This is a genomic window from Arcobacter siniprincipis (SeqCode), assembly GCF_048571125.1.
Classification (GTDB): domain Bacteria; phylum Campylobacterota; class Campylobacteria; order Campylobacterales; family Arcobacteraceae; genus Arcobacter; species Arcobacter siniprincipis.
On sequence record NZ_CP182343.1, the window covers coordinates 3,031,952 to 3,054,562 of the forward strand.

Annotated in this window: 21 protein-coding genes; 6 read left to right on the plus strand and 15 right to left on the minus strand. The window is 28.1% G+C overall.

Going from position 1 to position 22,611, the window contains the following annotated elements:
• Positions 1–78: 78 nt before the first annotated feature.
• The 8 genes from truA to ACNI3D_RS15470 are packed head-to-tail and all read right to left on the minus strand — an operon-like array spanning position 79 to position 9,345.
• Positions 79–801 carry a tRNA pseudouridine(38-40) synthase TruA gene (truA, locus tag ACNI3D_RS15435; RefSeq protein ID WP_129099459.1) on the minus strand — a complete coding sequence of 241 codons (723 nt, stop codon included), beginning with the start codon at positions 799–801 and terminating at the stop codon, positions 79–81.
• Entirely contained in the window at positions 801–1,820 is a 1,020-nt protein-coding gene (locus tag ACNI3D_RS15440) for an LptF/LptG family permease (RefSeq protein ID WP_419767629.1), read from the minus strand. The genes truA and ACNI3D_RS15440 overlap by 1 nt, the downstream gene beginning before the upstream one ends.
• Positions 1,817–2,614 (minus strand): prepilin peptidase, encoded by a 798-nt coding sequence (locus ACNI3D_RS15445; RefSeq protein WP_419767630.1) that lies wholly within the window; start codon positions 2,612–2,614, stop codon positions 1,817–1,819. Before ACNI3D_RS15445 ends, ACNI3D_RS15440 begins: the two co-directional genes overlap by 4 nt.
• On the minus strand, positions 2,574–3,254 hold the full coding sequence (locus tag ACNI3D_RS15450) for a di-trans,poly-cis-decaprenylcistransferase (RefSeq protein ID WP_419767631.1): 681 nt from the start codon (positions 3,252–3,254) through the stop codon (positions 2,574–2,576). The genes ACNI3D_RS15445 and ACNI3D_RS15450 overlap by 41 nt, the downstream gene beginning before the upstream one ends.
• Entirely contained in the window at positions 3,247–4,509 is a 1,263-nt protein-coding gene (gene coaBC / locus ACNI3D_RS15455; protein WP_419767632.1) for a bifunctional phosphopantothenoylcysteine decarboxylase/phosphopantothenate--cysteine ligase CoaBC, read from the minus strand. The genes ACNI3D_RS15450 and coaBC overlap by 8 nt, the downstream gene beginning before the upstream one ends.
• Positions 4,502–5,803 carry a bifunctional UDP-N-acetylglucosamine diphosphorylase/glucosamine-1-phosphate N-acetyltransferase GlmU gene (gene glmU / locus ACNI3D_RS15460; protein WP_419767633.1) on the minus strand — a complete coding sequence of 434 codons (1,302 nt, stop codon included), beginning with the start codon at positions 5,801–5,803 and terminating at the stop codon, positions 4,502–4,504. Before glmU ends, coaBC begins: the two co-directional genes overlap by 8 nt.
• 8 nt (positions 5,804–5,811) lie before the next feature.
• Positions 5,812–7,755, minus strand: coding sequence for an ankyrin repeat domain-containing protein (locus ACNI3D_RS15465; RefSeq protein ID WP_419767634.1), 1,944 nt, complete (start codon positions 7,753–7,755; stop codon positions 5,812–5,814).
• A gap of 51 nt (positions 7,756–7,806) precedes the next feature.
• Positions 7,807–9,345, minus strand: a complete 1,539-nt coding sequence (locus ACNI3D_RS15470) for a helicase-related protein (protein ID WP_419767635.1) — start codon at positions 9,343–9,345, stop codon at positions 7,807–7,809.
• Between the two features lie 83 nt (positions 9,346–9,428).
• Between ACNI3D_RS15470 and trmA the strand changes: the two genes are divergently transcribed.
• The 6 genes from trmA to ACNI3D_RS15500 all read left to right on the plus strand — a co-directional run bounded on the left by trmA (position 9,429) and on the right by ACNI3D_RS15500 (position 18,986).
• Complete coding sequence (gene trmA, locus ACNI3D_RS15475) at positions 9,429–10,550, plus strand: tRNA (uridine(54)-C5)-methyltransferase TrmA (RefSeq protein WP_419767636.1); 1,122 nt, start codon at positions 9,429–9,431, stop codon at positions 10,548–10,550.
• Positions 10,551–10,584: 34 nt separating this feature from the next.
• Positions 10,585–12,087: a flagellin N-terminal helical domain-containing protein gene (locus tag ACNI3D_RS15480; protein ID WP_129099451.1), complete on the plus strand. Its 1,503-nt coding sequence runs from the start codon at positions 10,585–10,587 to the stop codon at positions 12,085–12,087.
• A 217-nt stretch (positions 12,088–12,304) separates the two neighbouring features.
• Positions 12,305–13,795: a flagellin N-terminal helical domain-containing protein gene (locus tag ACNI3D_RS15485; protein WP_419767637.1), complete on the plus strand. Its 1,491-nt coding sequence runs from the start codon at positions 12,305–12,307 to the stop codon at positions 13,793–13,795.
• Between the two features lie 168 nt (positions 13,796–13,963).
• A complete protein-coding gene (locus ACNI3D_RS15490; RefSeq protein ID WP_419767638.1) occupies positions 13,964–17,326 on the plus strand; it encodes a motility associated factor glycosyltransferase family protein in 3,363 nt (1,120 codons plus the stop codon).
• Between the two features lie 213 nt (positions 17,327–17,539).
• The gene (locus ACNI3D_RS15495; protein ID WP_419767228.1) at positions 17,540–18,091 is read left to right on the plus strand and encodes a hypothetical protein; all 552 of its coding nucleotides are present in this window, start codon (positions 17,540–17,542) and stop codon (positions 18,089–18,091) included.
• A 130-nt stretch (positions 18,092–18,221) separates the two neighbouring features.
• A complete protein-coding gene (locus ACNI3D_RS15500; protein ID WP_419767229.1) occupies positions 18,222–18,986 on the plus strand; it encodes a Rha family transcriptional regulator in 765 nt (254 codons plus the stop codon).
• Positions 18,987–19,013: 27 nt separating this feature from the next.
• On the opposite strand, the gene ACNI3D_RS15505 is transcribed toward ACNI3D_RS15500, so the two are convergent.
• The 7 genes from ACNI3D_RS15505 to ACNI3D_RS15535 all read right to left on the minus strand — a co-directional run bounded on the left by ACNI3D_RS15505 (position 19,014) and on the right by ACNI3D_RS15535 (position 22,610).
• A complete protein-coding gene (locus ACNI3D_RS15505; RefSeq protein WP_419767230.1) occupies positions 19,014–19,763 on the minus strand; it encodes a phage antirepressor KilAC domain-containing protein in 750 nt (249 codons plus the stop codon).
• A gap of 193 nt (positions 19,764–19,956) precedes the next feature.
• Positions 19,957–20,193, minus strand: coding sequence for a hypothetical protein (locus ACNI3D_RS15510; protein WP_419767231.1), 237 nt, complete (start codon positions 20,191–20,193; stop codon positions 19,957–19,959).
• Positions 20,135–20,575, minus strand: a complete 441-nt coding sequence (locus ACNI3D_RS15515) for a hypothetical protein (RefSeq protein WP_419767232.1) — start codon at positions 20,573–20,575, stop codon at positions 20,135–20,137. The genes ACNI3D_RS15510 and ACNI3D_RS15515 overlap by 59 nt, the downstream gene beginning before the upstream one ends.
• A gap of 9 nt (positions 20,576–20,584) precedes the next feature.
• Complete coding sequence (locus tag ACNI3D_RS15520) at positions 20,585–21,154, minus strand: hypothetical protein (RefSeq protein WP_419767233.1); 570 nt, start codon at positions 21,152–21,154, stop codon at positions 20,585–20,587.
• Entirely contained in the window at positions 21,120–21,434 is a 315-nt protein-coding gene (locus ACNI3D_RS15525; protein WP_419767234.1) for a hypothetical protein, read from the minus strand. The genes ACNI3D_RS15520 and ACNI3D_RS15525 overlap by 35 nt, the downstream gene beginning before the upstream one ends.
• Positions 21,435–21,444: 10 nt before the next feature.
• Entirely contained in the window at positions 21,445–21,882 is a 438-nt protein-coding gene (locus tag ACNI3D_RS15530) for a phage holin family protein (protein ID WP_419767235.1), read from the minus strand.
• Positions 21,883–21,887: 5 nt separating this feature from the next.
• Positions 21,888–22,610 (minus strand): hypothetical protein, encoded by a 723-nt coding sequence (locus ACNI3D_RS15535; RefSeq protein WP_419767236.1) that lies wholly within the window; start codon positions 22,608–22,610, stop codon positions 21,888–21,890.
• Between the last annotated feature and the right edge of the window lies 1 nt (position 22,611).

A 22,611-nucleotide genomic window follows, 5' to 3' on the forward strand; every position in this document is an offset into this window, starting at 1 on the left:
TCTTTCTATTATACCATCTTTTTGCTTTTTTTCATTAAACATAAAAATTATAAAAAATAATTTAATTTATATTTATATTTAGTACTTAACTTGTGATAAGTACAAACCATTAGGAATAGCGGGGGTTTTATAGATATATTTTTCTCTGGAAAGTTGAGATTTTAAATCATTTTTTGAAAATTTTCCTTCTGAAATTTTTAACAAAAAACCAACCATAATTCTAATCTGAGATCTCAAATATGAATTTGCTTCAAATCTAAAGATATAAAAATCTTTATATTTGTAAAATTTTGCATCAAAAATTTCTCTTACTTTATTCTCTTTTTCACTACCACTTTTGTGAAAATATTCGAAATCATGAACTCCAATAAAAAGTTTTATTGCCTCTTTTATTTTCTCTTCATTTATTTGTTTTACAAAAGTAACATAATTTGCCAAAAAAGGTGTTACTTCTTTTGTAGAAATAACATATCTATATACTCTTTTTTTAGCATGAAATCTTGCATGAAATTCATCACTTACTTTTTGAATATTTCTAACTCTTATAGAACTTGGTAGCTTATAATTCATAACTTGCTTTAGCTTTGAGAAGTTTGACCAGTAAGCAGGAATAAGTATATTAAAAACTTGTCCGGTAGCATGTACTTGTTTATCAGTTCTTCCACTTAATGTTATTTTAGGTTCAATATTTAACAATTTAAATACTTCTATAAGTTTATCTTCCACACTTTTTTTATTACTTTGTCTTTGTGAACCTTGATAAGAAAAACCATCATAAGAGATTGTCATTTTTACATTCATTAATATACTTTTTTTACATTTAACTTATAAACAAAGTATGATAATATCGTCCAAAAAACAATTATTAATGGGATAGAAAAAAGACCTATTGTCTTAGTTAAAGGATCAGAAATCAAATAATACCCAACAACACTAATAATTGCATATGCAACTGATCTATTCTTTTCATATCTTGGATTAAAATATCCAAAAGCAACTACCAAATAAATAGAGATAAGAGGAAAAATCGATGTTAATACATAAAAAGAGAATTTTGCTACATCCCCATCATTTTCAACTTTATCTTTCCAATACGCATACGCATTTGTAAAAGAAGTTGCTTTTGACTCACTTAAAGTGTCATTTATATGCATAACATTGTAATCTATTTGATTAATCTTATTTTTTTCAAAATAAAAAGCTTTTCCATCTTTTAAAACAAAACTCAAATTTCCTAAGTCATTATTTAGCTTTGCATTTTTAGCTATAATAAATTGATCGGTACCATTATCTTGTGTTTTGAAAAGTTTAACTTCTTCATAAAGTTTATCATCTTTTTTACTTATGTATATAAGCCAATCACCAAACTTTTGCCCAAATTCTGATGCTTTTATATTAAAGTTTGCTTCTTTTGTTTTTTGATTAATCAATTCATGAGATAGATATTTTGTTTTGGGAATTAATCCTATTGAAATAATCAATAAAGACAAAGATATAAAAAAAGTAATAGGTAAAAATACTTTTAAAATATTTGAGGGATTTAAACCAAAAGAAGTTATAACAATAAGCTCATATTCACTTGATAATTTAGACAAAGTAATTACCATAGCTACAAAAAAAGATATGGGCATAGTATAAAAAACAATATTAGGTAAATTATATGCATATAAAGTACCAAGTTCTAAGATATTTAGGGTAATAACCGAAGTAATTGAGGCTATTCTTACTAAAAATATAATTGAAGTAATAAAAAAAAGTACTAAAAATATGGGAAAAAATGTATTTGAAAATTGTGATAATAAATATTGTTTTAGCTTCACAAAATAACCTTTGAAATTTGAAATATATACTCAACAAAAAAACCTAAAGACAAATAAGGAATAAAGGCTGTTTGTTTTTCACTGTTTTTGATATTATTATAAATTGATGGAATTATAGCAAAAAGTGCTGCTAAAAATATAGCTATCATTCCTGAAGCCAAACCTAAAAGTGCCCCAATAACAGCAATAATTGGTAAATCACCCTCTCCCAAAGCTCTTTGTGTTTTTAAAGTTTCATCTTTTAATATCTTTGATTTTATATTTTGAATATAAAAAGTTACAAAAAAATCTAGCATAACAAAAGCTCCAACAAAAATAAATCCATCTTTAATAGAGTCTAAAAAATTATTATAAACACAAGAAAAACCTAAAATAACCACAAGTAACAAAATCCAATCAGGAACAGCTTTATACTCTAAATCAATAAATGATAATACAAGCAAAGTATAAAACATCGCTAATATTAAAAAATATTCCAATGAAAAACCAATCTTTATAAAAAGTGTTAAAGCAATGATTGCTGATAAAACCTCTACTAAAAAATAGTTTATAGAATATTTTTCATTGCAATATTTGCATTTTCCTCCAAGAATAAGATATGAAATAATAGGAATATTATAGTACCAAGCTATTGTTTTTCCACATTTAGTACAATGACTTCTTGGAGTAATAATAGATTCACCCCTAGGAACTCTATTAATCACTACATTTAAAAACGAGCCAATAACTGCACCAAAAATAAAAATAATAGCACTAAACAGAACCAAATCTTCTCTCTCTATTTTTAAAATCACTTAATAAATCATCAAATTCATTTTTAGAAAATTCTGGCCAATAAGTTTTTGTAAAAAACATTTCTGCATAAGCACACTGCCACAAAAGATAATTTGAAATTCTAATCTCACCACTTGTTCGTATTAACATATCCACATCAGGAATACCAGCTGTATCCAAACATGATTCTATATTTTCTTGATTTATTTCAAGCTTTTTATCAACTAATTTTTTAACAGCCCTTGTAATTTCATCTCTTGAACCATAATTTAAAGCTAATATTTGAGTTAAGCCTTTACAGTTTTTTGTTTTTTCTTGGGTTTCACTTATGACTTTTTGCAAAGATTTTGAAAACTTTGATAAATCCCCAATTACTTTAAATTTAACATTATTTTCTAAATAAATTGATAACTCATTTTTTAAATATTTCTCTAAAAGTTTCATTAAAAACTCAACTTCTAATTTTGGTCTCGTCCAATTTTCAGTGGAGAAAGCATATAAAGTTAAGTATTTTATACCTAAATTATTTGCATGAGTGGTAATCTCTCTTACAGTTTTAGCACCCTCTTCATGTCCAGCTGTTCTATTTAGTCCTTGTTCTTTTGCCCATCTTCCATTACCATCCATAATAATGGCGACATGTTGTGGTAAACTACTCATGCAGCTCCAAAGACAGAGTATTTATAATATTTAAAGAGACATCAAACTTTTCCCCATCGAAACTAATTGTTTTATCGTTTATTATTAGTTCTATTTTATTTACATTTGAGCCAAAAGTATTATTTTCATCAATTATATTTAGACAAACAGCATCAACATTTTTTTCAATTGCCATATTTTTTGCATTTTCAAAAGCAACTTTTTTATCCAGCTCAGCTTTGAAGCCTATTGTATAAATATCACTTCTATTTAAACTTGATAAAATATCTATATTTTGTTTTAACTCTAAGTTCCACTTTTCACCAAGCATAGATTTTTTTAGTTTTCCTTTTTGAGCAAAAGAAGGAAGATAATCACTCACAGCTGCTACCATAAAAAGGTATGGCTTTTTTTGTATCAAACTTGGATTTGAGTTATCCATTAAAGTAGTAGAACTAATTATTCCTTTTTTTGCAACATCAATTGATTCTTGCAGATATTCAAACATCTCTTGAGAACTTTGAGCATTTATTATATGTATGCCTTTTGGTAAATCTTCATGTCCTCTTGAACTTATCAAACATACATCTGCACCTTTTAAATAAAGTGCTAAAGCTAATGAAGCAGCCATTTTCCCTGAAGAAAAATTTGAGATATATCTAACATCATCTATTTTTTCAACTGTTCCACCACCACTTAATATAACTTTTCTATTTTCCCAATACTCATCTTTTAAAAGCTCTTTTAATGTAGCATAATAAATATCATCTACTTCACTTAAAGCTCCATTACCAATATCTCTACAAGCTAGTTCTTTTGATACAGGCTCTAAGATTTTGTAATTACAAAGTTTTAGCATCTTCATACTTGCATTTGTCATTGGATTTTGTATCATATTTGTATTTGCTGCTGGACACAGAAGTTTTACTCTAGGATAAGCTAACGCTGTTTGAGTTAAGATATTATCAGCTATTCCATGGCTTAATTTATTTATAGTATTAGCACTAGCAGGGGCTATTACAAAAATGTCAGCCCACTTACCTATTGCTATATGATTATAGTGAGAATCTTTGTCCCAAGACTCATTAGTATCATCTAAAATTTGAGATTGAGAGATAGTTTCAAAAGTCAAAGGTGTTATAAATTTTTTAGCAGAAGCAGTCATTATAACTTTTACATTTGCTTCTGCTTTTATATACAATCTGATGAGTTCTAAAGTTTTATAAATAGCAATTGAGCCAGTAACTCCCACTAAGATATTTTTATTTTTAAGCATCTTTTTTCCCAAAGAATTTATAAAAATACCCTTTTACTACTTTTGTAGCTGCCCTTGTTAAAACTAAATCACCTTTTTTTACATTTTTTGTAACAGTAGTTCCAGCTGCAATTAATACATCATCTTCTATTGTAACAGGAGCTACAAGTTGAGTATCACTTCCCACAAAAACATTTTTGCCTATTTTAGTTTGATATTTTTTAACCCCATCATAATTACAAGTAATTGTTCCACAGCCTATATTTGTGCCAACATCTATTTCACAATCTCCTAGATAAGAAAGATGTCCAGCTTTTACACCTGTTAGTATTGCTTTCTTAGTCTCTACAAAGTTTCCTATGTGAGTATCTTTTATAATTGAACCTGGTCTTATTCTTGCCATTGGACCAGCATCACTATTTATAAGAGTTGCATCTTCAATTACTGTATTTGTTTTTATATGAGAATTTTCTATTTTACTATTTCCTAAAATAGTAACTCCATTTTCAATAATACTTTCACCAATAATTTCAACATCAGACTCTATATAAATAGTATCAGGCAATCTCATGATAACTCCAGATTTCATAAAAGATTCTTTTATTCTATTTTGATGAATAACCTCAGCACAAGCAAGTTCATATTTTGAGTTAACGCCTTTAAAGTTTTCTTCATTTACAACTAAAGGTTTTAATGTTTTTTGACTATTAATTGCTATTTCTACCAAATCAGTGATGTAATACTCTTCTTGAGCATTATCATTTGATAAAAGAGGTAAAGAATTTAATAAAAATTCTGTACAAAATTGATAAATACCAGCATTTGCACTTGTGATTTTTAGCTCTTCAGCACTTGCATCTTTTTGCTCAACAATTTTCTTTACTTCACCGTTTTGGATAACTACTCTTCCATATCCATCAGCACTTTTCAACTCTAAAACTGACATTACAATAGTTGCATCTATATCAAATCTTTCAAGTTCACTTGCTTGGATTAGTGGCATATCACCGTTTAGAACTAAAGTTTTTTCATACTTTGGTTTTATTCCCATAACAGCCCCACCAGTTCCTGGGAAATTTATATGGTCTTGTATTACAAAATTAACTTTGTCAGAAAAATACTCTTGCATTGTTTGTTTTACTAAATCAGCTTGATGATATAATACAACTGTAATATCATCACTTATTTCTAAAGCTTCTTTAATACTATAGTACAACATAGGTTTACCAGAAATTTTATGTAATACCTTTGGAGTCTCTGATTTCATTCTTGTTCCAGCACCAGCTGCTAGAATAATAATTGATTTATTAAACATTTATACCCTTACCTTAACGCTTCTGATATTTCTTTTCTTAAATTATCTGCAACTTGTTGAAGTGAACTTTTCATCTTCTCATCAGTGATATTGCTCTCAACTAATTTTGTTAGATTAGCTTCTTTTTCTTTAAAAAAAGTAGCTACTGCTTTACTCTTTTTAGCTCTATTGTACATCAAAACTCCAGAAGCAATAAGTACCATCACAAGTTTTGCATGTCCTAATATTGCCGCATAATTCAAAATTGTAAACCCTGCAAAATCAGGTTCATTCATATCAGCTCCTGCTGCTATTAAAAGTCTTGCAATTTTATAATTACCTTTCCATTGTGTATGATGTAAGACAGTTCTACCTTGTTTGTCTTTGATATTTAAATCTGTTTTCTTAGATAAAAGTTTCTCTACAAGTTCATAATCATCTGCAATAACTGCTTTATGAAAAATAGTTCTTCCATCTTTATCTACACTATTTACATCAACTCTAAATTTAAGCATAAAAACAATTCTCTCTAAAAATTGCTTTCTTTCATTTTTTGTTTTTGCTTTTAACCCAAAATCTATCATACAAGAAAATGCTGTGTTTCCTTCATTATCAACTTTATTAATATCTGCACCATTATTTAAAAGAGCTTTTATTAGCTCAATATTATTGTAATTTATTACATCAAAAAGAATAGTTTTTCCATCGCTTCTGGCTTGATTTAATTTTGGTCTTTTTATAATTATTCTTTTTAAAAGTTTAAAATAATCTCCGTTTTCAGCAATATCTAAAAATCTTCTTGAATGAGCTCTTTTGCCATTTTCTTGGATTAGAATCATCTCTGCTAAATCATCAACAATAGTTCTTTCATCAAAATCTTGATGGTCTACATCTATACCTTTATCAAATAGGTAATCAATCATTTCATAATTTGAATAGCCTTTTAAACACTCTTGAAAAAGTACTGTTTTCCCATCTCTATCTTGTGTACTGATATCTGCACCTGCATTTAAAAAGAACTCAATTAACTCAAAATCTTTATTGTCTATAGCATAAAAAAGTGCACTTTTACCTTCTTCATCTTTTTTATCAATATCTAAACCATTTTCAATTAATACTGTCAAAAGCTTTTGATAATCATTCTCTTTTTTTACATACTTATAATCTGTTTGTCTGTACTTATCTAAATTATTTTCTCTTACAATATTAAATATTTTTAATATCTCATCTAAAACAGTTTTACCTTCAATATCTTTTTGATTTATATTTATATCTCTTTGTAATAAAGCATCAATAGTATCAAGGTGTTTAGCACCTTTTAAAACTATTTTAAAAAGTACATTTCTTTTATTTTTGTTCAAATGATTTATATCTAATCCAAATTCTATTAAATATTTCATAATTGTCTGATCATCTTTTAAGCTAGCCAAAAATAAAGCGCTTTCACCCTCATAATCAGACACATTTATATCGTCAATATTATTTAATATCTCTCTTACAATCCTTATATTTCCACCTTCAATTGCATCAAAAAGTACGGTTCTTCCATAACTATCTTTGAAAGTTAAATCTGCTCCATGTGCAAGTAAAAGTTGAAATACTTTTAAGTTTCCTTCTAAGGCTATATCTTGAATAAGAATCCTACCAGAAGAGTTTACATAGTTTAGAGAGGCTTTTTTATCGAGTAAAAATCTTATCATCATACCATCAGCATTTGAAGCTGCAATTGATAATATTGTTTTTCCTAATTTATCTTCATGGTCAATATTTGCACCATTTTCAATTAGGATTTTCATTCCCTCTATTCTTCGTTTTTGTACAAGTTCAAAAAGAAGAGTTCTACCTTTTTCATCACTTGCATTAATATTTAATCCACTATCAATAAGTTTTTGTATTTTTTCTTCATTTACATAGTCTTTCATCAACTCTTTTTGTAAAGTTGTACTATCATCTGAACGAAATAGATTAAGCATTAATTCTCCTGTACAGTACTTCAATAATACGCAATTATATCTAAGGGAAGATTAAAATCTTCTCCTTGGTCTAAACTCTTTTTTTTCTCTTGGTGGAAAAACTCTTTTGTGTTCATCAGCTGATAATTTGATATCTTTTTTCAATGAGTTTTCCATAAATTGATTAAAAGAAGTTCTAGCTATCGTAGCTTTTATACCATCTGGGAACTGTTCTGGTAATTTATAAGATAGCCATAAATAAAGGGATATTTTTTTAATCTCATCTTCAACTAACAATAAATCCTTCTGTGTTCGTGCAACTTTAGGTAAAGTTATTGAAGGTTTGTATCGTATTACTCTGTTTTTTAAAACTGCAGAAATATATATATCATATGCCTGTAAAATAATCTTTGATTTTACAGAAATAGGTGCTTGAGCAAGCATATATTTATCTTCAAGTTTTAAATTAAACTTTTGGTCAACAATAGTTGACGCACTAATCATTGAGCCAATATTTGCAGCAATAAAAGGTCCCTCAAATACCATATTTGTAGAAAAGAACTTCAACACTTTTGTCAAAGATGTTGTTTTTAGATGCATTGCTAAACTTGTTAGTTGCTCATTGTTTATTTTTACTTTAAATGGGGGCTTAATAGTTTTGATTGGTTGAGAATACTCTTCTTTTATATATTTTAAACTATCTTTTGTAGTAGCTCCAATAAACCCTTTTTCATGGTGTCCATATCGCCCTGCTCGTCCTGCTATTTGAACTATTTCATTTACGCTTATTCCTCTTCTTGAGATACCGTCAAATTTCATATGAGTTGTAAAAAGTATTGTTTTAATAGGAAGATTCAATCCCATTGCAATAGCGTCTGTTGCTATTAGGATATCTGTCTCTTTCTCCCTAAATCTTCTTGCTTCATCCCGTCTTACTTCAGGAGATAAGTTTCCATATATGATTGAGATTTTATGTTTTTTTTGAAGTTTTTGTTTTAATTTTAAAACATCACTTCTTGAAAAGGCAATCAAAGCTGTTCCACTTTCTAAGTTTCCCAAAGCTGTATGTTTATCTAAAAGTTGTAATTCATTTTTTCTTTTAAACTTTTCAATTATCAAATCTTCTTCTAAATATGCAGCTATTTTTTTAACAGCATCAAGAGCATTTACACTTCCTGTCATAATTATCTTTTTGGCAGGACAGCCAATAATTGCATTTACCCAAGCCCAACCTCTGTCATCATCATCGAGCATTTGAACTTCATCAATAATTGCAACATCAACATCCATATTAAAATCAATCATCTCTATAGTTGAGCAAACATGTGCTGCATCTTCGTTTAAGTTTTGCTCTTCACCTGTGATTAGAGAAGCTGGAATTCCCTCTTTAGTCAAATCTTCATACCCTTCTAAAGCTAAAAGTCGCAAAGGTGCTAAGTAAAGTCCACAATCTGCTTTTTTAAGCTCCGTCATTGCTTTATATGTTTTACCAGAGTTTGTTGGTCCCACAAAAAAGTGCAGTTCTCTTTTTATTGTTCTTGCTAAGGGATAAAGTGATTTTATATCACAATTTAAAAGTTCTTTTAATTGTTCTTGCCAATTTGTTTTCATATTATTCTTTTTAATTTTATAAGTATTAAATTCATTTTATCATAAAATAATAATATTATAATAAAAGATTTTAAGGGATTTTGATGACATGTGAATATTTTGGAAAATGTGGTAGTTGTACTTTGTACGATATGAATTATGAAGAACAATTAAATTATAAACTATCTAGGGAAAAACAGAGATTTCAAGATATTACTACGATGGACTTTGAAGTTATAAGAAGTGATGAAGAGCACTTTAGAAATAGAGCAGAATTTAGATTCTGGAAAAATTATGATGATGAAAAGAATCCAACACTATCTTATGGAATGACAAGCTTTGATAAAAATATTTTAGAAGTAGACAAGTGTTCAATTGTCTCAAAACAAATAGACGAACTCATGCCAAAACTTTTAAAAGAAATTTCACAAAATGAAATATTAAACTATAAAATCTATTCAGTAGAATTTTTAGGTTCAACTACAAATGATATGCTTGTTACTTTAATCTATCACAAAAAATTAGATACTACTTGGGAAAAAGTTGCAAGAGAAGTACAAGAGAAACTAAATATCAAAATCATAGGAAGAAGCCGCAAACAAAAGCTTGTTTTAAAAGAGGATTTTATTAAAGAAGAACTAAATATAAATAATACTACTTTTAAATTTCATTATAAAGAAGGTGGATTTACCCAACCCAATACAAAAGTAAATATCAAAATGATAGAGTGGGTTTTAAATAATATTGAAACAAAAGATGATTTATGTGAACTTTATTGTGGAGGTGGAAATTTTACTATCCCTTTATCTACTAAATTTAATAAGGTCTTAGCAACAGAGATTTCAAAAACTTCAATCAACTCTGCACTTCTAAATTGTGAGTTAAATGACATAACAAATATTGACTTTATAAGAATGAGTGCGCAAGAGTTTGTGGAAGCTTTAAATAGTGTAAGGAAATTTAGAAGATTAAAGGATATAAACTTAAGTGATTATAACTTTTCAACTATATTTGTAGATCCTCCAAGATCTGGACTTGATGATACAACTAGAGAATTAGTTAAAAATTTCGAGCAAATTATTTATATCTCATGTAATCCAGAAACTTTGCATAGAGATTTAAAAGAATTAATCAAATCTCACCAAATCTTAAAATTTTCTTTATTTGACCAATTTTCCTATTCTGGGCACATCGAAACAGGAGTAATTCTCAAAAAAACTTGTTAAAATTTAGTATAAAAGCTGTAACAAGGTAAAAAACATGAGAATAAATACAAACATAGCTTCGCTTACTGCACAAGAAGCGGCAAGCAATACTAATAAGAAGATTGCAACTTCATTAGAAAGACTTTCTACTGGATTGAAAGTTAACAAAGCTAGTGATGATGCTTCTGGTTTGGCGATTGCTGATAAACTAAGAACTCAAGCTTCATCAATTAGCCAAGGTATAGATAACGGTAATTCAGCTATTTCTTTAATCCAAATTGCTGATAAGTCTATGGCTGAACAATCAAATATCTTAGATACTGTAAAAGCTAAGCTAATTCAAGCTAATACTGATACTACTTCTGATGATGGTAGAGAAGCTATTAGAAAAGATATTGTTAAACTATTAGAACAATTAGATAACATCGCTCAACAGACTAGTTATAATGGTATTACACTCTTACAAGATAGCTATGATAGCATGTCAAGTTCAATTGAATTGAAATTTCAAATTGGTGGAAATAAAGATGATGTTATGCAAAGTTCATTTGTGCAGTCAAATACAGTTGGATTAGGAGGAGGAGACAAAGCTCTTGACCAAGTTTCTGGTTCAAGTACAAGAAATAATGTTATTTCTCAAGGTTTATCAACTGTTATAAGTGGAGATGGAACAAATCCTATTACATTAGATGGATATGCTACAGGAACTGCTTTAAAAGTAAATATTACAGGAATACCTGGAGATATAACTGCAAATGGACCAGGTACAACAGAGATTAGTGATGTAGATTCAACTACTCAATTTGTATTAGAAGCTTTAGCAAATGCAACAAGTGGGGTAAATGGAAATCCTGCCTCGGTAGAAGTAAAAGACATAAACAATAGAACTATTGGAACTTTTACACTAACACCAACTAGTCCTACTACAATAGAAGATGCTTTAATTAGACATTCTACGCCAGGAGTAAATGGAGCAGAACCAACTATAACATTTACACTTGCATCAGGTACAACACTTGGAATGGGTGGACAAACAGTAAATACAGTTGAAGTTGCTGGCAAACCTCTAAATACTTTTACAATTGGAGCAATGACACTTACTCAAACTTCAGCATCAGGAAGTATTACCTTTGATGCAAGTGCTCAAAATCTTAATATTCAAAACTTAAATAGTGCAAATGGTGAAGAATTAAAAGTGACTACAGCATCAGGAAGTATTATTGGGGGCGGTACATTAGCTGGATTAAAAGCTTTAGCAACAGGTCAATTAACAAAAGTACAAGCAGATAAGTATCAAGCAATAGTTGATGCTGCATTAAGTCAAATGAATATTTACCGGTCTGATTTAGGTTCTACTCAAAATCAAATCGAATCAGCAGTTAGAAACTTGATGACTCAAAAAACAAATGTAAAAGCAGCAGAATCTGTAATTAGAGATGTTGATTATGCTGAAGAATCTGCAAATTTTAATAAACAAAATATCATCTCTCAAGCAGGAAACTATGCTATGAGCCAATCTAATTCTGTGCAACAGAATGTTCTTAGACTACTTCAATAAATAGTACTTTTAAATAACAAATTTAAAGAGAGTATAAAAGCTCTCTTTTTTTATTGTCAAATTTCACTTTAATCTACTTTTAAGAATTGGTATGTAATAATTCTTTTTACAAAGTAGGGATCAATTGATTCCAAAGAGTTGTTTTACTCTATGCTCATTCACCTGAGAATGTATTCGGTGTGATTTATCACAATGTGTCATAATTAAAGGATTTATTATGAGAATTAATACTAACGTTGCTTCGCTTACTGCACAAGAAGCAGCAAAAAATACAAGTAACAAAATTTCAAGTTCATTAGAAAAACTTTCTACTGGATTAAAAATCAATAAAGCATCTGATGATGCATCTGGTTTAGCAATTGCTGATAAACTAAGAACTCAAGCTAATTCTATTGGTCAAGGTATTGACAATGGTAACTCAGCTGTTTCATTAATCCAAATTGCTGATAAATCTATGTCTGAACAATCAAATATCTTAGATACTGTTAAAGCTAAATTAATTCAAGCTAATACTGATACTACTTCTGATGATGGTAGAGAAGCTATTAGAAAAGATATTAATAAATTACTTGAGCAATTAGATAATATCGCTGCACAAACTAACTATAATGGTACAACTTTATTACAAAGTGGTTATGATAATACTAGAGGTTCAGATCAATTAAGATTCCAAATTGGTGAAAATAAAGATGATATCATCCAATCTGCATCAATTCAATCTAATACTGTAGGTTTAGGTGGTGGAACTGAAAGAATCATGCAAGATACTACTGGTTCAAAAGGCAATACTATTTCAGCTGAAACTTCAATCAGAGTAACAGCTGATGGAACAAATGCACTTAAACTTGAAAGTTTTGCATCAGGTGGTGCTGTAGGTAAAGTAAGTATTTCAGGGGTAACTGGAGATATTACTTTTGGTAAACAAAGTACACTTAGTGAATTAGACTCTAATACACAACTTATTTTAGATAAATTATCATCTAATAGTGGTGCATCAGTAGAAGTAAAAGACATAAATGGAAATAGTTTAGGTACATTTAGTGCAACTAATGGTGCTAGTGGTATTGTAAAAGTAGCTGCAACTATCGTTAATGGGGTAGAAGTTAAAGCAGCTTCATATACTATTGCATCTGGAACTGTAATTAGCTTTGGTGGGCAAACAACGGATACTGCAAATACAGCAAGTAGTGCCCTAGCTACTTATAATATTGGGTCTATGAAAATAGAGCAAACTGATACTTCTGGAAGTGTGACATTCAGTGCTAATGCAGCTAATTTGTCTATTTACAATGAAGAGACAGGAAGCAATAAAGAATTAAAAATCACTGACGGTGTTAAAGATACTGAAACAGATGAAAATAAAGGTATGAGAGGTGGATTAACTCTTTCTGCATTGAAATCTTTACAAGCTGGTCAGTTAACAGTGGCTCAAACGGATAAATTCCAAGGTGTAGTTGATGCTGCTATCACTCAACTTAATACATTTAGAGCAGATTTAGGGTCATCTCAAAATCAAATTGAATCTGGGGTTAGAAACTTAATGACTCAACAAACAAATGTAAAAGCAGCGGAATCTATTATTAGAGATGTTGATTATGCACAAGAATCTGCAAACTTCAACAAACAAAATATTATATCTCAAGCTGGATCGTATGCTATGAGTCAAGCAAACTCAATCCAACAAAATGTTCTTAGATTATTACAATAGTAATTAATCTTAAACATCTAAAAAGTAGTGCCTCTTGGGTACTACTTTTTTTTAGTTAAAAATAAAAAAATCTTCTAAAATTCAGCTATCTTTAGAGCTATTATGATAAAATATTTATTAAAATAATACTTTTTTTACTTAAGTAAAAAGATTTATATAAGGTATAAAATGTCATTGGATCAAGTTCAGCAATTAGCATTACAAACTTATAATGAAAATTTAGAGTTTTTTAAACAAAATCACCCTGATTTATATAAAACGCTAGAACTTTATGCAACAGCAATTGAACTAGGACAAGTAAAACCTGAATTTGAACTTCAATACTTAAATACACACTTTGACATAGTAAACCCTACAACAAAAGAGTTTTTATACACACAAAACTCAAATGAGATATCACAAAAGATAGTTGATGACATAAGTTATGATGCTACAATTAATAGTTTCAAAACTTATTATGAATTGTCATATAATGACAAAATGGCAAAAAGAGCTCTTGAGCAAGATATTTTAGCTTCATATTCAATAGGAAATGCTCCTGTTATAAATTTTGTAAATAAAAATGTATCAAATCCACAAAATGTAAAAGAGTTCCACAAATTTATAATTTTTGGGGTTTTACTTGGAATTCATATACCTTTGATACATGAAAAACTCAATTCAGATGTATATTTAATAGTTGAGCCTAATTTAGAATTTTTTAGATTATCTTTATTTGTGACAAATTATGCAAATCTTGCAACAAAAACAAAATTATATTTTTCAATAGCCCAAAATGAGTATGAATTTAGAAAGACATTTGATAGCTTTTATGGTGAAATTTTTATTTATAATCATTATTTAAAATTTGTAAATATATCTTCTGGGTCAGATATGTATATGAAGGTGATTCAAAATTATTTAGTATCACAAGCACATTTGTTGTATTCTTATGATAGAACATTTTTAAGTATAAGTAGAACAAACTCATATATTACTCAAAATTTTAAATTATTGAATGTAAAATATAAACAAAGCCTCAAACCTTTTGAAAAACCTATTCTTTTTCTTGCAGCTGGTCCATCACTGCAACATAATATTAATTCTGTAAAAGAGAATCAAGACAAATTTACTATAGTTGCTATCTATGCAACTTTGCCTATTTTAGAAAAAAATGGTATAAAACCAGATATCGTAACACAGTATGATGAACAAGATATTCAAGTACTTAATACCTTGGATAAACTAAATGATATTAATTACTTTAAAGATACAATTTTTATCTTTGCCTCACATGTAAATGCAAAACTAATGAATAGTTTTCCAAAAGAAAATATTTTTATTTTCCAAGCAATGTTTGAAGTAAAAGAAAACTTTGGGATACTGACAAGCCCAAGTATTGGAGAATTGACCTATGCCTTATTACTTCTTTTTCAAACAAAAGAGCTTTATCTTTTAGGTCTAGATTTTGCTATGGATGTTGAATCAGGAGCAACGCATATTGAAGGTCACTCAGGAGCTAGTGCATTTAAAAAGATTAAAGAGTTAGAAGATTCATCAGATAAAAATTACTCATTTAGAAAAAATACAATCATTGTAAAAGGTAACTTTTTGCCAGAAGTTAAATCAATACCTGTATTTAAAACAAATATTGATACCTTTGCTCAATTTACAGAATTCTACAAGGATGAAAGTCAAAAAGTATATAACTTATCAAATGGAGCATATCTTTCTGGTGCAACTCCTTTAAAAATAGAAGATATAGATTTCACAAATTTTCCAAAGAAAGATCAAGAATCATACAAAAATGAGATTTTTAAAGCATTAGAAGGTATTAGTGAAATTGGATACAATGAAAAAGATTTAGAAAAAATAAACTTAAAGCTTAGTGGTGTTAAAAAAATGAAAAAACACCTTGAGCAATTCCAAAAAATAAAGAAATATAACAATTTTGATGAATATCAAAATACCCTAATCAATGTTGTTCAAAGTGTTTTATTTGAAAAGCAACATTGTGAAGACTTGCAATCTATATTGTTAAACTACTCTTCTCATAATCTGCACTATATCTTTTATCTATTTGATTTAGACACTGAAAATGACAAGAAAAAGTATATATATGAGATAAATAAAAACTTACTCACTCAACTAAATAAGATAATTGATACTTATGTAATCTCAATATCATATTCAAGTGATGAAAATAGTATTTTATTAAAAAAATTGAACAAATATTTAAAAGAGTACTCTATAAAAAATAGTATCTATTCTGAACCATTTTTTAAAGAGCTAGTTGAAACCTCACAAAGAGGTTATCAATATGATTTCAAGCCAAATTCAATTGGCTTTTTTGCGATAGAAGATAACCTTACAAATAAAGATTTTATAAATTATGTGAAAGAAGTTCTCAAAAGATTTCCAGAAGTTGAACTAAAACTTTTCTACTTTTTTGAGTTTCAAAAAATTCAAGCACAATTTGTATTTAAACAAGAGTTAAATAGAATCAAACTTTCAATCCCAAATAATATTTCAAATATAACTTCAAGTGTAGAGCTATGGCTTGAGACATATGATAATACAATAAATGTAAAAAGAATAGATGATATCATTTTAAATAATTATGAAAATATCTATAGTGTAATGTTTGACAATAAAGAAAAAGCATTAAAAGAACTAGAGACTGAATTAATTGTACCAAAAAAGTTCGCTCTTGCTAATAATTTAAAAGAGAATTTCACACTTTCAAATACTAGCTATTTTGAATTTGCAAACAGCCTAAAAGATAATATTGATAAAGATTTGTTAAATGAAAAGTATCTAAAAGAACACTTAGGATTCTTTGCAATAAAAGAGAATCTTCAACAAGAATTTGTAAATAAAATCGTAGAGATTTCTAATAAATTCCCAAATATAAAATTTTCTGCTTTTTATTTTGATGAAGAAGTGCTAAAAGATTACATAAACATCTTTGGTGCGATAATAAATAGATTCAAACTTATTTGTCCTAGAAATATTTATGATATAGCAGAAAATACTGAAGTTTGGGTGCAAGCTAAGATTCCTAATCAGAGTTTTTTACTTGATAAAATAAATAGAATAATCAATAATACTATTTATATTCATCCATTAGTTATAGAAGAAGAATATGTAGTTAAAGATATATCATCAAGTAATTATTTGGAAAATTTACTTGAGAACTATAATGAAAGTAATTTTATAAAAAGTTTAAATCAAATTATTGACAAAGAAAAAATTAAAGATTTATATGAGCCAAATACAATTGGATTTTTAGCAACAAAAGAAAACTTAGAAGACCAAGAATTTATAAATTATATAAAAGAATTAATAAAGATATACCCAAATACTTTATTTAAAGGATTTTCTTTTAATGCAAGTGAAATAAATTTTAAAAGTTATTTTTTTGATAAAAATATTATCTGTGAAACTATTAATAGCGTTGATTTATTAATATCAAATATAAATATAATCTTTTATTTGCTACAAAATACTAAAGAAGGCAACCATACTTTCATCATTTATTGGTTTTCTTAGTATACTGTGACACGAATTGTGTCACGCGATTACAACTCACTTATTACGCAAACCCTATACCGCTTCCATTATAATTAATAGAATACAATAATTTATATCAGTTATAAAAAAAGGCATGACTTCGGTTGTGCCTTTTTTTATGCTTGATAAATAGTGTAACTTAACTATTTGTTATCATAAAAATAATATAATCACGATACCAAAGGAAAAAAGATGTCAGAAAAAAGAGTATTAGAAACTATTGAAATAGAGAGTGGCTTTGAGGTGGATTGTATATTACCAGAGTTTTACTCTATAGAAGAGTTTAAACAAACTATTAAAAATGAGCTGTTTAAAGTTTATGATACTATTGATGTAATCAAAAAAGATTTGATAATTATTGAAGTCATTATTGATGTTGAACCTATTATTTACTTTTTTACAAAGTATACTGTTAAAGAAAGATATTTAGGAGATAAAGGGAATTTTTTCAGATTTAAAGCAGGAATAGCAAAAGAAAATATTATTGGTTCGCTAAGAAAAAAAGAAGTACAAGGCAATATTGTAAAAAAAGTTTGTGAAGAACTTTCCTTGACTCCAAAACAGTTAGCTGAGGAAATAGGAATAAAAGAACAAAGCTTACGAAATATGAATTCTAATGGTAGAATTACTGAACAAGTAGAAAAATCAATTAACCTTTTAATAAAAAACCACAATTTGAAAACTGAGTTAAAGAATTATCATATACTTAAAGAAGCCCTAAAAAATCTTACTAAAGAAGTATGACGGTTTTAAACCGATGTACTTTTTTAGTATAAACAAATAAATATCTATAATAATTAATTACAATATTCTTGACAAATATAATTTTTTAGTATATCATTCTTTTAAATTTATACTTTAAAAGGATAAAAAAATGGAAAATATACTTGAATTTACAGATGGTCAAATAACAGTTTCGACATTAATTATCGCAAAAAATGTTGATAGGCAACATAAAAATATAATAGAATTGATAAGAGATAATATTTATGATTTTAAAGAATTTGGTAGACTAGATTTAAAATCCGAGCTATCAAGAGGGCAAAAAGGTTATGCTACATATTATAAGTTAAATGAACAACAATATAGTTTACTTATGACTTATTTTAGAAATAATCCAAAAGTTAAAGAATTTAAAAAAAATATGGTAAAAGCATTTTTTTTAATGAAAAATCAACTGGAAACTTTGCATAAAGGCAAAGACCTACAAAAAGTAATATCAGGTCTTAAAAGTGGTATGAGTAGAAAAGATAAGAAAATCCAAAGATTAGAAGACGAACTAGAGCAGTTAAAAATAGAACATAAAAAAATGTTAGCCTTACCAAATTTCACTAAGGATGAAAAGCTAGAAATCATTATGAAAAAAGCAGATGATTTGTTAAAGCAAAACTATGATAGTGGTTATTATGGATTTCTTCAAAATAATTTAAAATTTTATAAAGAGTATATTGAAGTTTTAAAATCAGGTGGAAGTGCTTTAGAAAAATTCGCAGTCAATCAAATAGAAGAAGAGCGAAGAAAAAGAAATGAAGCAAGAGATAAAGAAGTAACTGTAACTATGAAATATAATAACTTAGTTGATAGAATACAAGGCTTTATTGAAGCTTCAAATAAAATCACACTTTTAAAGAAGATATAGACAAGGTGGGTCAATAAAGACCCTTGCCTAATAAAAAGAATCTCGAATCTTCTTAGTTAGAGCCACTTGCCCTTTCCCTGTTATTTTTGTAGTAACAGTTATTCTCGTAGAGCCATCTGGATTATTAATTGTTCTTTCAATAACTTCAAAATAGCCATTATCAATATGTTGTTGTAAAGGCTGATTAAATCTAGTTCCAGAAGATATTAAATACTTATTATGTCTTAACCATTTAAATAGTTTATTTTGACCTATTTTAAAATCATCAGAACTTATTGCTTTAGCAAACTCTCCTATTAAAATAGATGTATAGCTTTGAGAAACACTATCTGCAAATAAGACTTTTGGCTCATTCTTCTCAACTTTGTGTTCTAATATAACGACTTTGTTTTGTAGATTATCAATCATTTTTGCATTTTCTAAAAGTAATTGTTCTACTGTTAAAGGTTTATTAGCTTCTTTTTCTACTTCAATAAAGTATCTTCTTACTTGCTTACCTTTAGGAGTATTTGAAACCATACATAACTCTTTTGCCATATCCATAGTTACTATGTAGTCTATTTTGGGGTTACTACCATTCTCCCCATTTTTGAGGAGTATATAATCTTCACTTTCAACAAAGTCATATTTATCTATTGCTCTTTTAATCCATGTGTTGTAATCTGTACTTATTCCCAAATACTCATATAACTCTCTACTATTAACAGAATTTAACTCTTCTGTACCAATATCTGTTTTAAGAATTTTGATTAATTCTTTTTTCTCTACTACACTCATGAATTTCCTTTACATTAAATCGTGTGAATTCACACTGTTAAGCTTTTAAAAAGCTTCGACATATCCTTTGAATTTCAATTTTTTTTTATTTATATTTAGCACATTTAAATTATTATATTAAAAAAATATTTTAAATACTATTTTTATTGCAATTTGTAATATCTACTTTTAGAAGTTTTAAATTACATAATATTTATTCTTTCACCAAAGACTTAACTCTCTCTAACTTCTCTTTACAACTATTCGCAACTTCCCAAACATCAGTTAATAATGTAGCAGTATCACTTTGCATGGCATAGTTTTCTTTTTTATTTGGCAAGTCTTTACAATCTAATAGTTCACCTGGTATTGTTTGTTTGACATAGATAGTTTTAGTTACTGTTTTTGTTGTTTGAATTTGTTTGGTCCCACAACCTGTTAATAGTATCAATAAGGATAGGGGCAGTAGGTGCATCATCATTTTTTTTAACATGGGTTATTTCTCCTTTTATTTTTTCATATATTATTGCATCGTTTAACTCTTTTTTATGTTGTTCACTAAGAGCTGTTAAACTTTTCTCCTGATCTAGTTTATATTTATCAAATTCTTTTTGATTTTCTTCATTAGTTAGAATTGTTTTATTTAGTTCTGTTCCTGTAAATGTTAAAGCATCTTGAAACTCTAATATTGTTTTATCTTTTTGTTCTATCTTATAATCCATATAATAAAATCCACTACCAATAGCAGCTATAAAAACAACTATTGCTAAATATAGATATATAGAAGAACCACTAAAAAATCCTACAGCACTTTTGACTATTGTTCCCCACATCTTCACTCCTTACCAAAATATATATTTACCATCTGAAAAGAGTTTATATTTTTGTCCGTATTTATAAACCTTTTCAGAATACTCATAGTTAATGTCACATGCGTTTATCTTTTGACCATTATTAAAAGTGATAGTTTTTCTTTTACAGTACTTTTTTGCTATATCATGTGGTATTTCTCTTATACCTAATTCATTTCTTGCCCTTGTAATCTCTTTGTTTACTAGACTTCCACCATTATAAACTTGGTATGCAACCCAAAGGTGCGAACTATATGCTTGTTTTTTAGCATCTTTCATAATATAGGCTTGGGCTAGAAGCTGATTTTTTATTGAACTTATATTGTCAATACCTTTTTTGGATAAAAAGCCTTGCCACCATCTATAAGTAATTTGAGCAACTCCTTGACTTCCTACTCCATCACGACTGATAACATCACGACAATTGCTCTCTTGTCTAAGTTGACCTACTGCATACCAATATGGGTAATCAAGCCCAAAAACTTTGTAGTGGGCTCTTCTTACTTCTTGAACATAACTATTGCATCTATCCGCCGAAGCAGTAACACAAAGGAATAACAATATATAAAGCAATCCTCGCATAATAAGCTCCTGTTTGTTCTACTAAGGGTTTATCCCAATCTATCTTTGTAAAAAAAGCTTTTCCCATGTAGTGTGCATGAAGTCCACCCCAACTTGCTAATAACATTTTTAATATAACTAGCTGAATTGGATTAGGAAATGAGTTATAAATCCCTTCCATAAAAATTGTCATTGTTATTACAAAAATAATTAAGTCAAATAAAACTCTAGTTATGTTTTTAACTGTACAGCCATTAAGTCCACATGAGATATATTTCATTTTTTATCCTTTAGTCAATTAACTTATAAAATTTCTCAATAAACTTTCTTATCTTATGGGTAAGTTTGTTTATTAAATCAGGTTTTTCAATCTCTTCGCCACTATAAATACTTATTGCATTTAGTAAAATACTTATTGTTTCAGCTATTATCAAAAGCTTTATAATAGTACTTACATATCCACCAAATACATCAAATAACTTTATTCCAATGAACATAAAAGAAATAGATATAGGGATGATTAAGATAACTACCTTAGCAACTATTCCACTTATCATTACTTTGTATTGAAAGGTTTTGAACTTAATAGACTTGATAAGTCCTAAACTATAGTCTATAGCTATTAAGACACATAATATAGTGACCATTTCAACATCAAGTTTTAAATAAGCTAATAACCACATAAATGGAACATACGCTGAGTTACTAGCTATTAATTTTGTCTCCATCATCCTCATACTCCCCAATCAATATCATCAATCAAAGTTCCATTACTCTCAGCATTATTGCTTATGTCTCTGATATTATCTATCCAAGCATAATCATTTGCAAAAGCACTATCCATTCTAGGATTGTTAAGTTGCCAAAAGATTGGATATTTTGCTTCAATAATTTCTCTTGCTTTTTCTTTTATTGCAGATACTCTCATTTTTTCTTTTAAGTCTGTATCTTCTACCCATGTATTAGATTGAGCATCCCATTTATCAAACTCTTTTGGTGTAAGAAGAGTAAATCCCTCTTTAATGTCGCCAATATAATCTACTAATGAGATAGATTTATCAGCAGTTGAATAGACAGTTTTATTTCTATAGTCTTTTTTGGCTAACCATTTATTATTATTCTTATCAAAAATAGCTACTTCATCATTTAATAAATTACAAAGTTCTATCTCTGTTGAGTTATCAGGTAAATCAAAAAGGTCACTATCTTTTAATTTAAATTCATCAACTTTATTGAGATATTCAAAAGTATCTACATCATATATATATCTTGTTTTTGGAAGTGGTATTTGTTTCCATTCATCATTTACTAATACTAACTTTGTATCTTCAATTAATATTGGCAATGGTTTTGTTGTTTTATTTGGTAAATCATTACCCAAAAATTTTAAATCTAGTTTTTCAGTATAAAGATATTCTTTAGTGACTGCATCTACTGTATGTACATTTGTTTTCATA

What these genes read in the sequence shown, in the direction of transcription:
- truA (WP_129099459.1), bottom strand. Translation starts at nt 801, where the DNA reads ATGAATGTAAAAATGACAATCTCTTATGATGGTTTTTCTTATCAAGGT.
- ACNI3D_RS15450 (WP_419767631.1), bottom strand. Translation starts at nt 3,254, where the DNA reads ATGAGTAGTTTACCACAACATGTCGCCATTATTATGGATGGTAATGGA.
- coaBC (WP_419767632.1), bottom strand. Translation starts at nt 4,509, where the DNA reads ATGCTTAAAAATAAAAATATCTTAGTGGGAGTTACTGGCTCAATTGCT.
- glmU (WP_419767633.1), bottom strand. Translation starts at nt 5,803, where the DNA reads ATGTTTAATAAATCAATTATTATTCTAGCAGCTGGTGCTGGAACAAGA.
- ACNI3D_RS15465 (WP_419767634.1), bottom strand. Translation starts at nt 7,755, where the DNA reads ATGCTTAATCTATTTCGTTCAGATGATAGTACAACTTTACAAAAAGAG.
- ACNI3D_RS15470 (WP_419767635.1), bottom strand. Translation starts at nt 9,345, where the DNA reads ATGAAAACAAATTGGCAAGAACAATTAAAAGAACTTTTAAATTGTGAT.
- trmA (WP_419767636.1), top strand. Translation starts at nt 9,429, where the DNA reads ATGACATGTGAATATTTTGGAAAATGTGGTAGTTGTACTTTGTACGAT.
- ACNI3D_RS15480 (WP_129099451.1), top strand. Translation starts at nt 10,585, where the DNA reads ATGAGAATAAATACAAACATAGCTTCGCTTACTGCACAAGAAGCGGCA.
- ACNI3D_RS15485 (WP_419767637.1), top strand. Translation starts at nt 12,305, where the DNA reads ATGAGAATTAATACTAACGTTGCTTCGCTTACTGCACAAGAAGCAGCA.
- ACNI3D_RS15490 (WP_419767638.1), top strand. Translation starts at nt 13,964, where the DNA reads ATGTCATTGGATCAAGTTCAGCAATTAGCATTACAAACTTATAATGAA.
- ACNI3D_RS15495 (WP_419767228.1), top strand. Translation starts at nt 17,540, where the DNA reads ATGTCAGAAAAAAGAGTATTAGAAACTATTGAAATAGAGAGTGGCTTT.
- ACNI3D_RS15500 (WP_419767229.1), top strand. Translation starts at nt 18,222, where the DNA reads ATGGAAAATATACTTGAATTTACAGATGGTCAAATAACAGTTTCGACA.
- ACNI3D_RS15505 (WP_419767230.1), bottom strand. Translation starts at nt 19,763, where the DNA reads ATGAGTGTAGTAGAGAAAAAAGAATTAATCAAAATTCTTAAAACAGAT.
- ACNI3D_RS15515 (WP_419767232.1), bottom strand. Translation starts at nt 20,575, where the DNA reads ATGTGGGGAACAATAGTCAAAAGTGCTGTAGGATTTTTTAGTGGTTCT.
- ACNI3D_RS15525 (WP_419767234.1), bottom strand. Translation starts at nt 21,434, where the DNA reads ATGAAATATATCTCATGTGGACTTAATGGCTGTACAGTTAAAAACATA.
- ACNI3D_RS15530 (WP_419767235.1), bottom strand. Translation starts at nt 21,882, where the DNA reads ATGGAGACAAAATTAATAGCTAGTAACTCAGCGTATGTTCCATTTATG.
- ACNI3D_RS15535 (WP_419767236.1), bottom strand. Translation starts at nt 22,610, where the DNA reads ATGAAAACAAATGTACATACAGTAGATGCAGTCACTAAAGAATATCTT.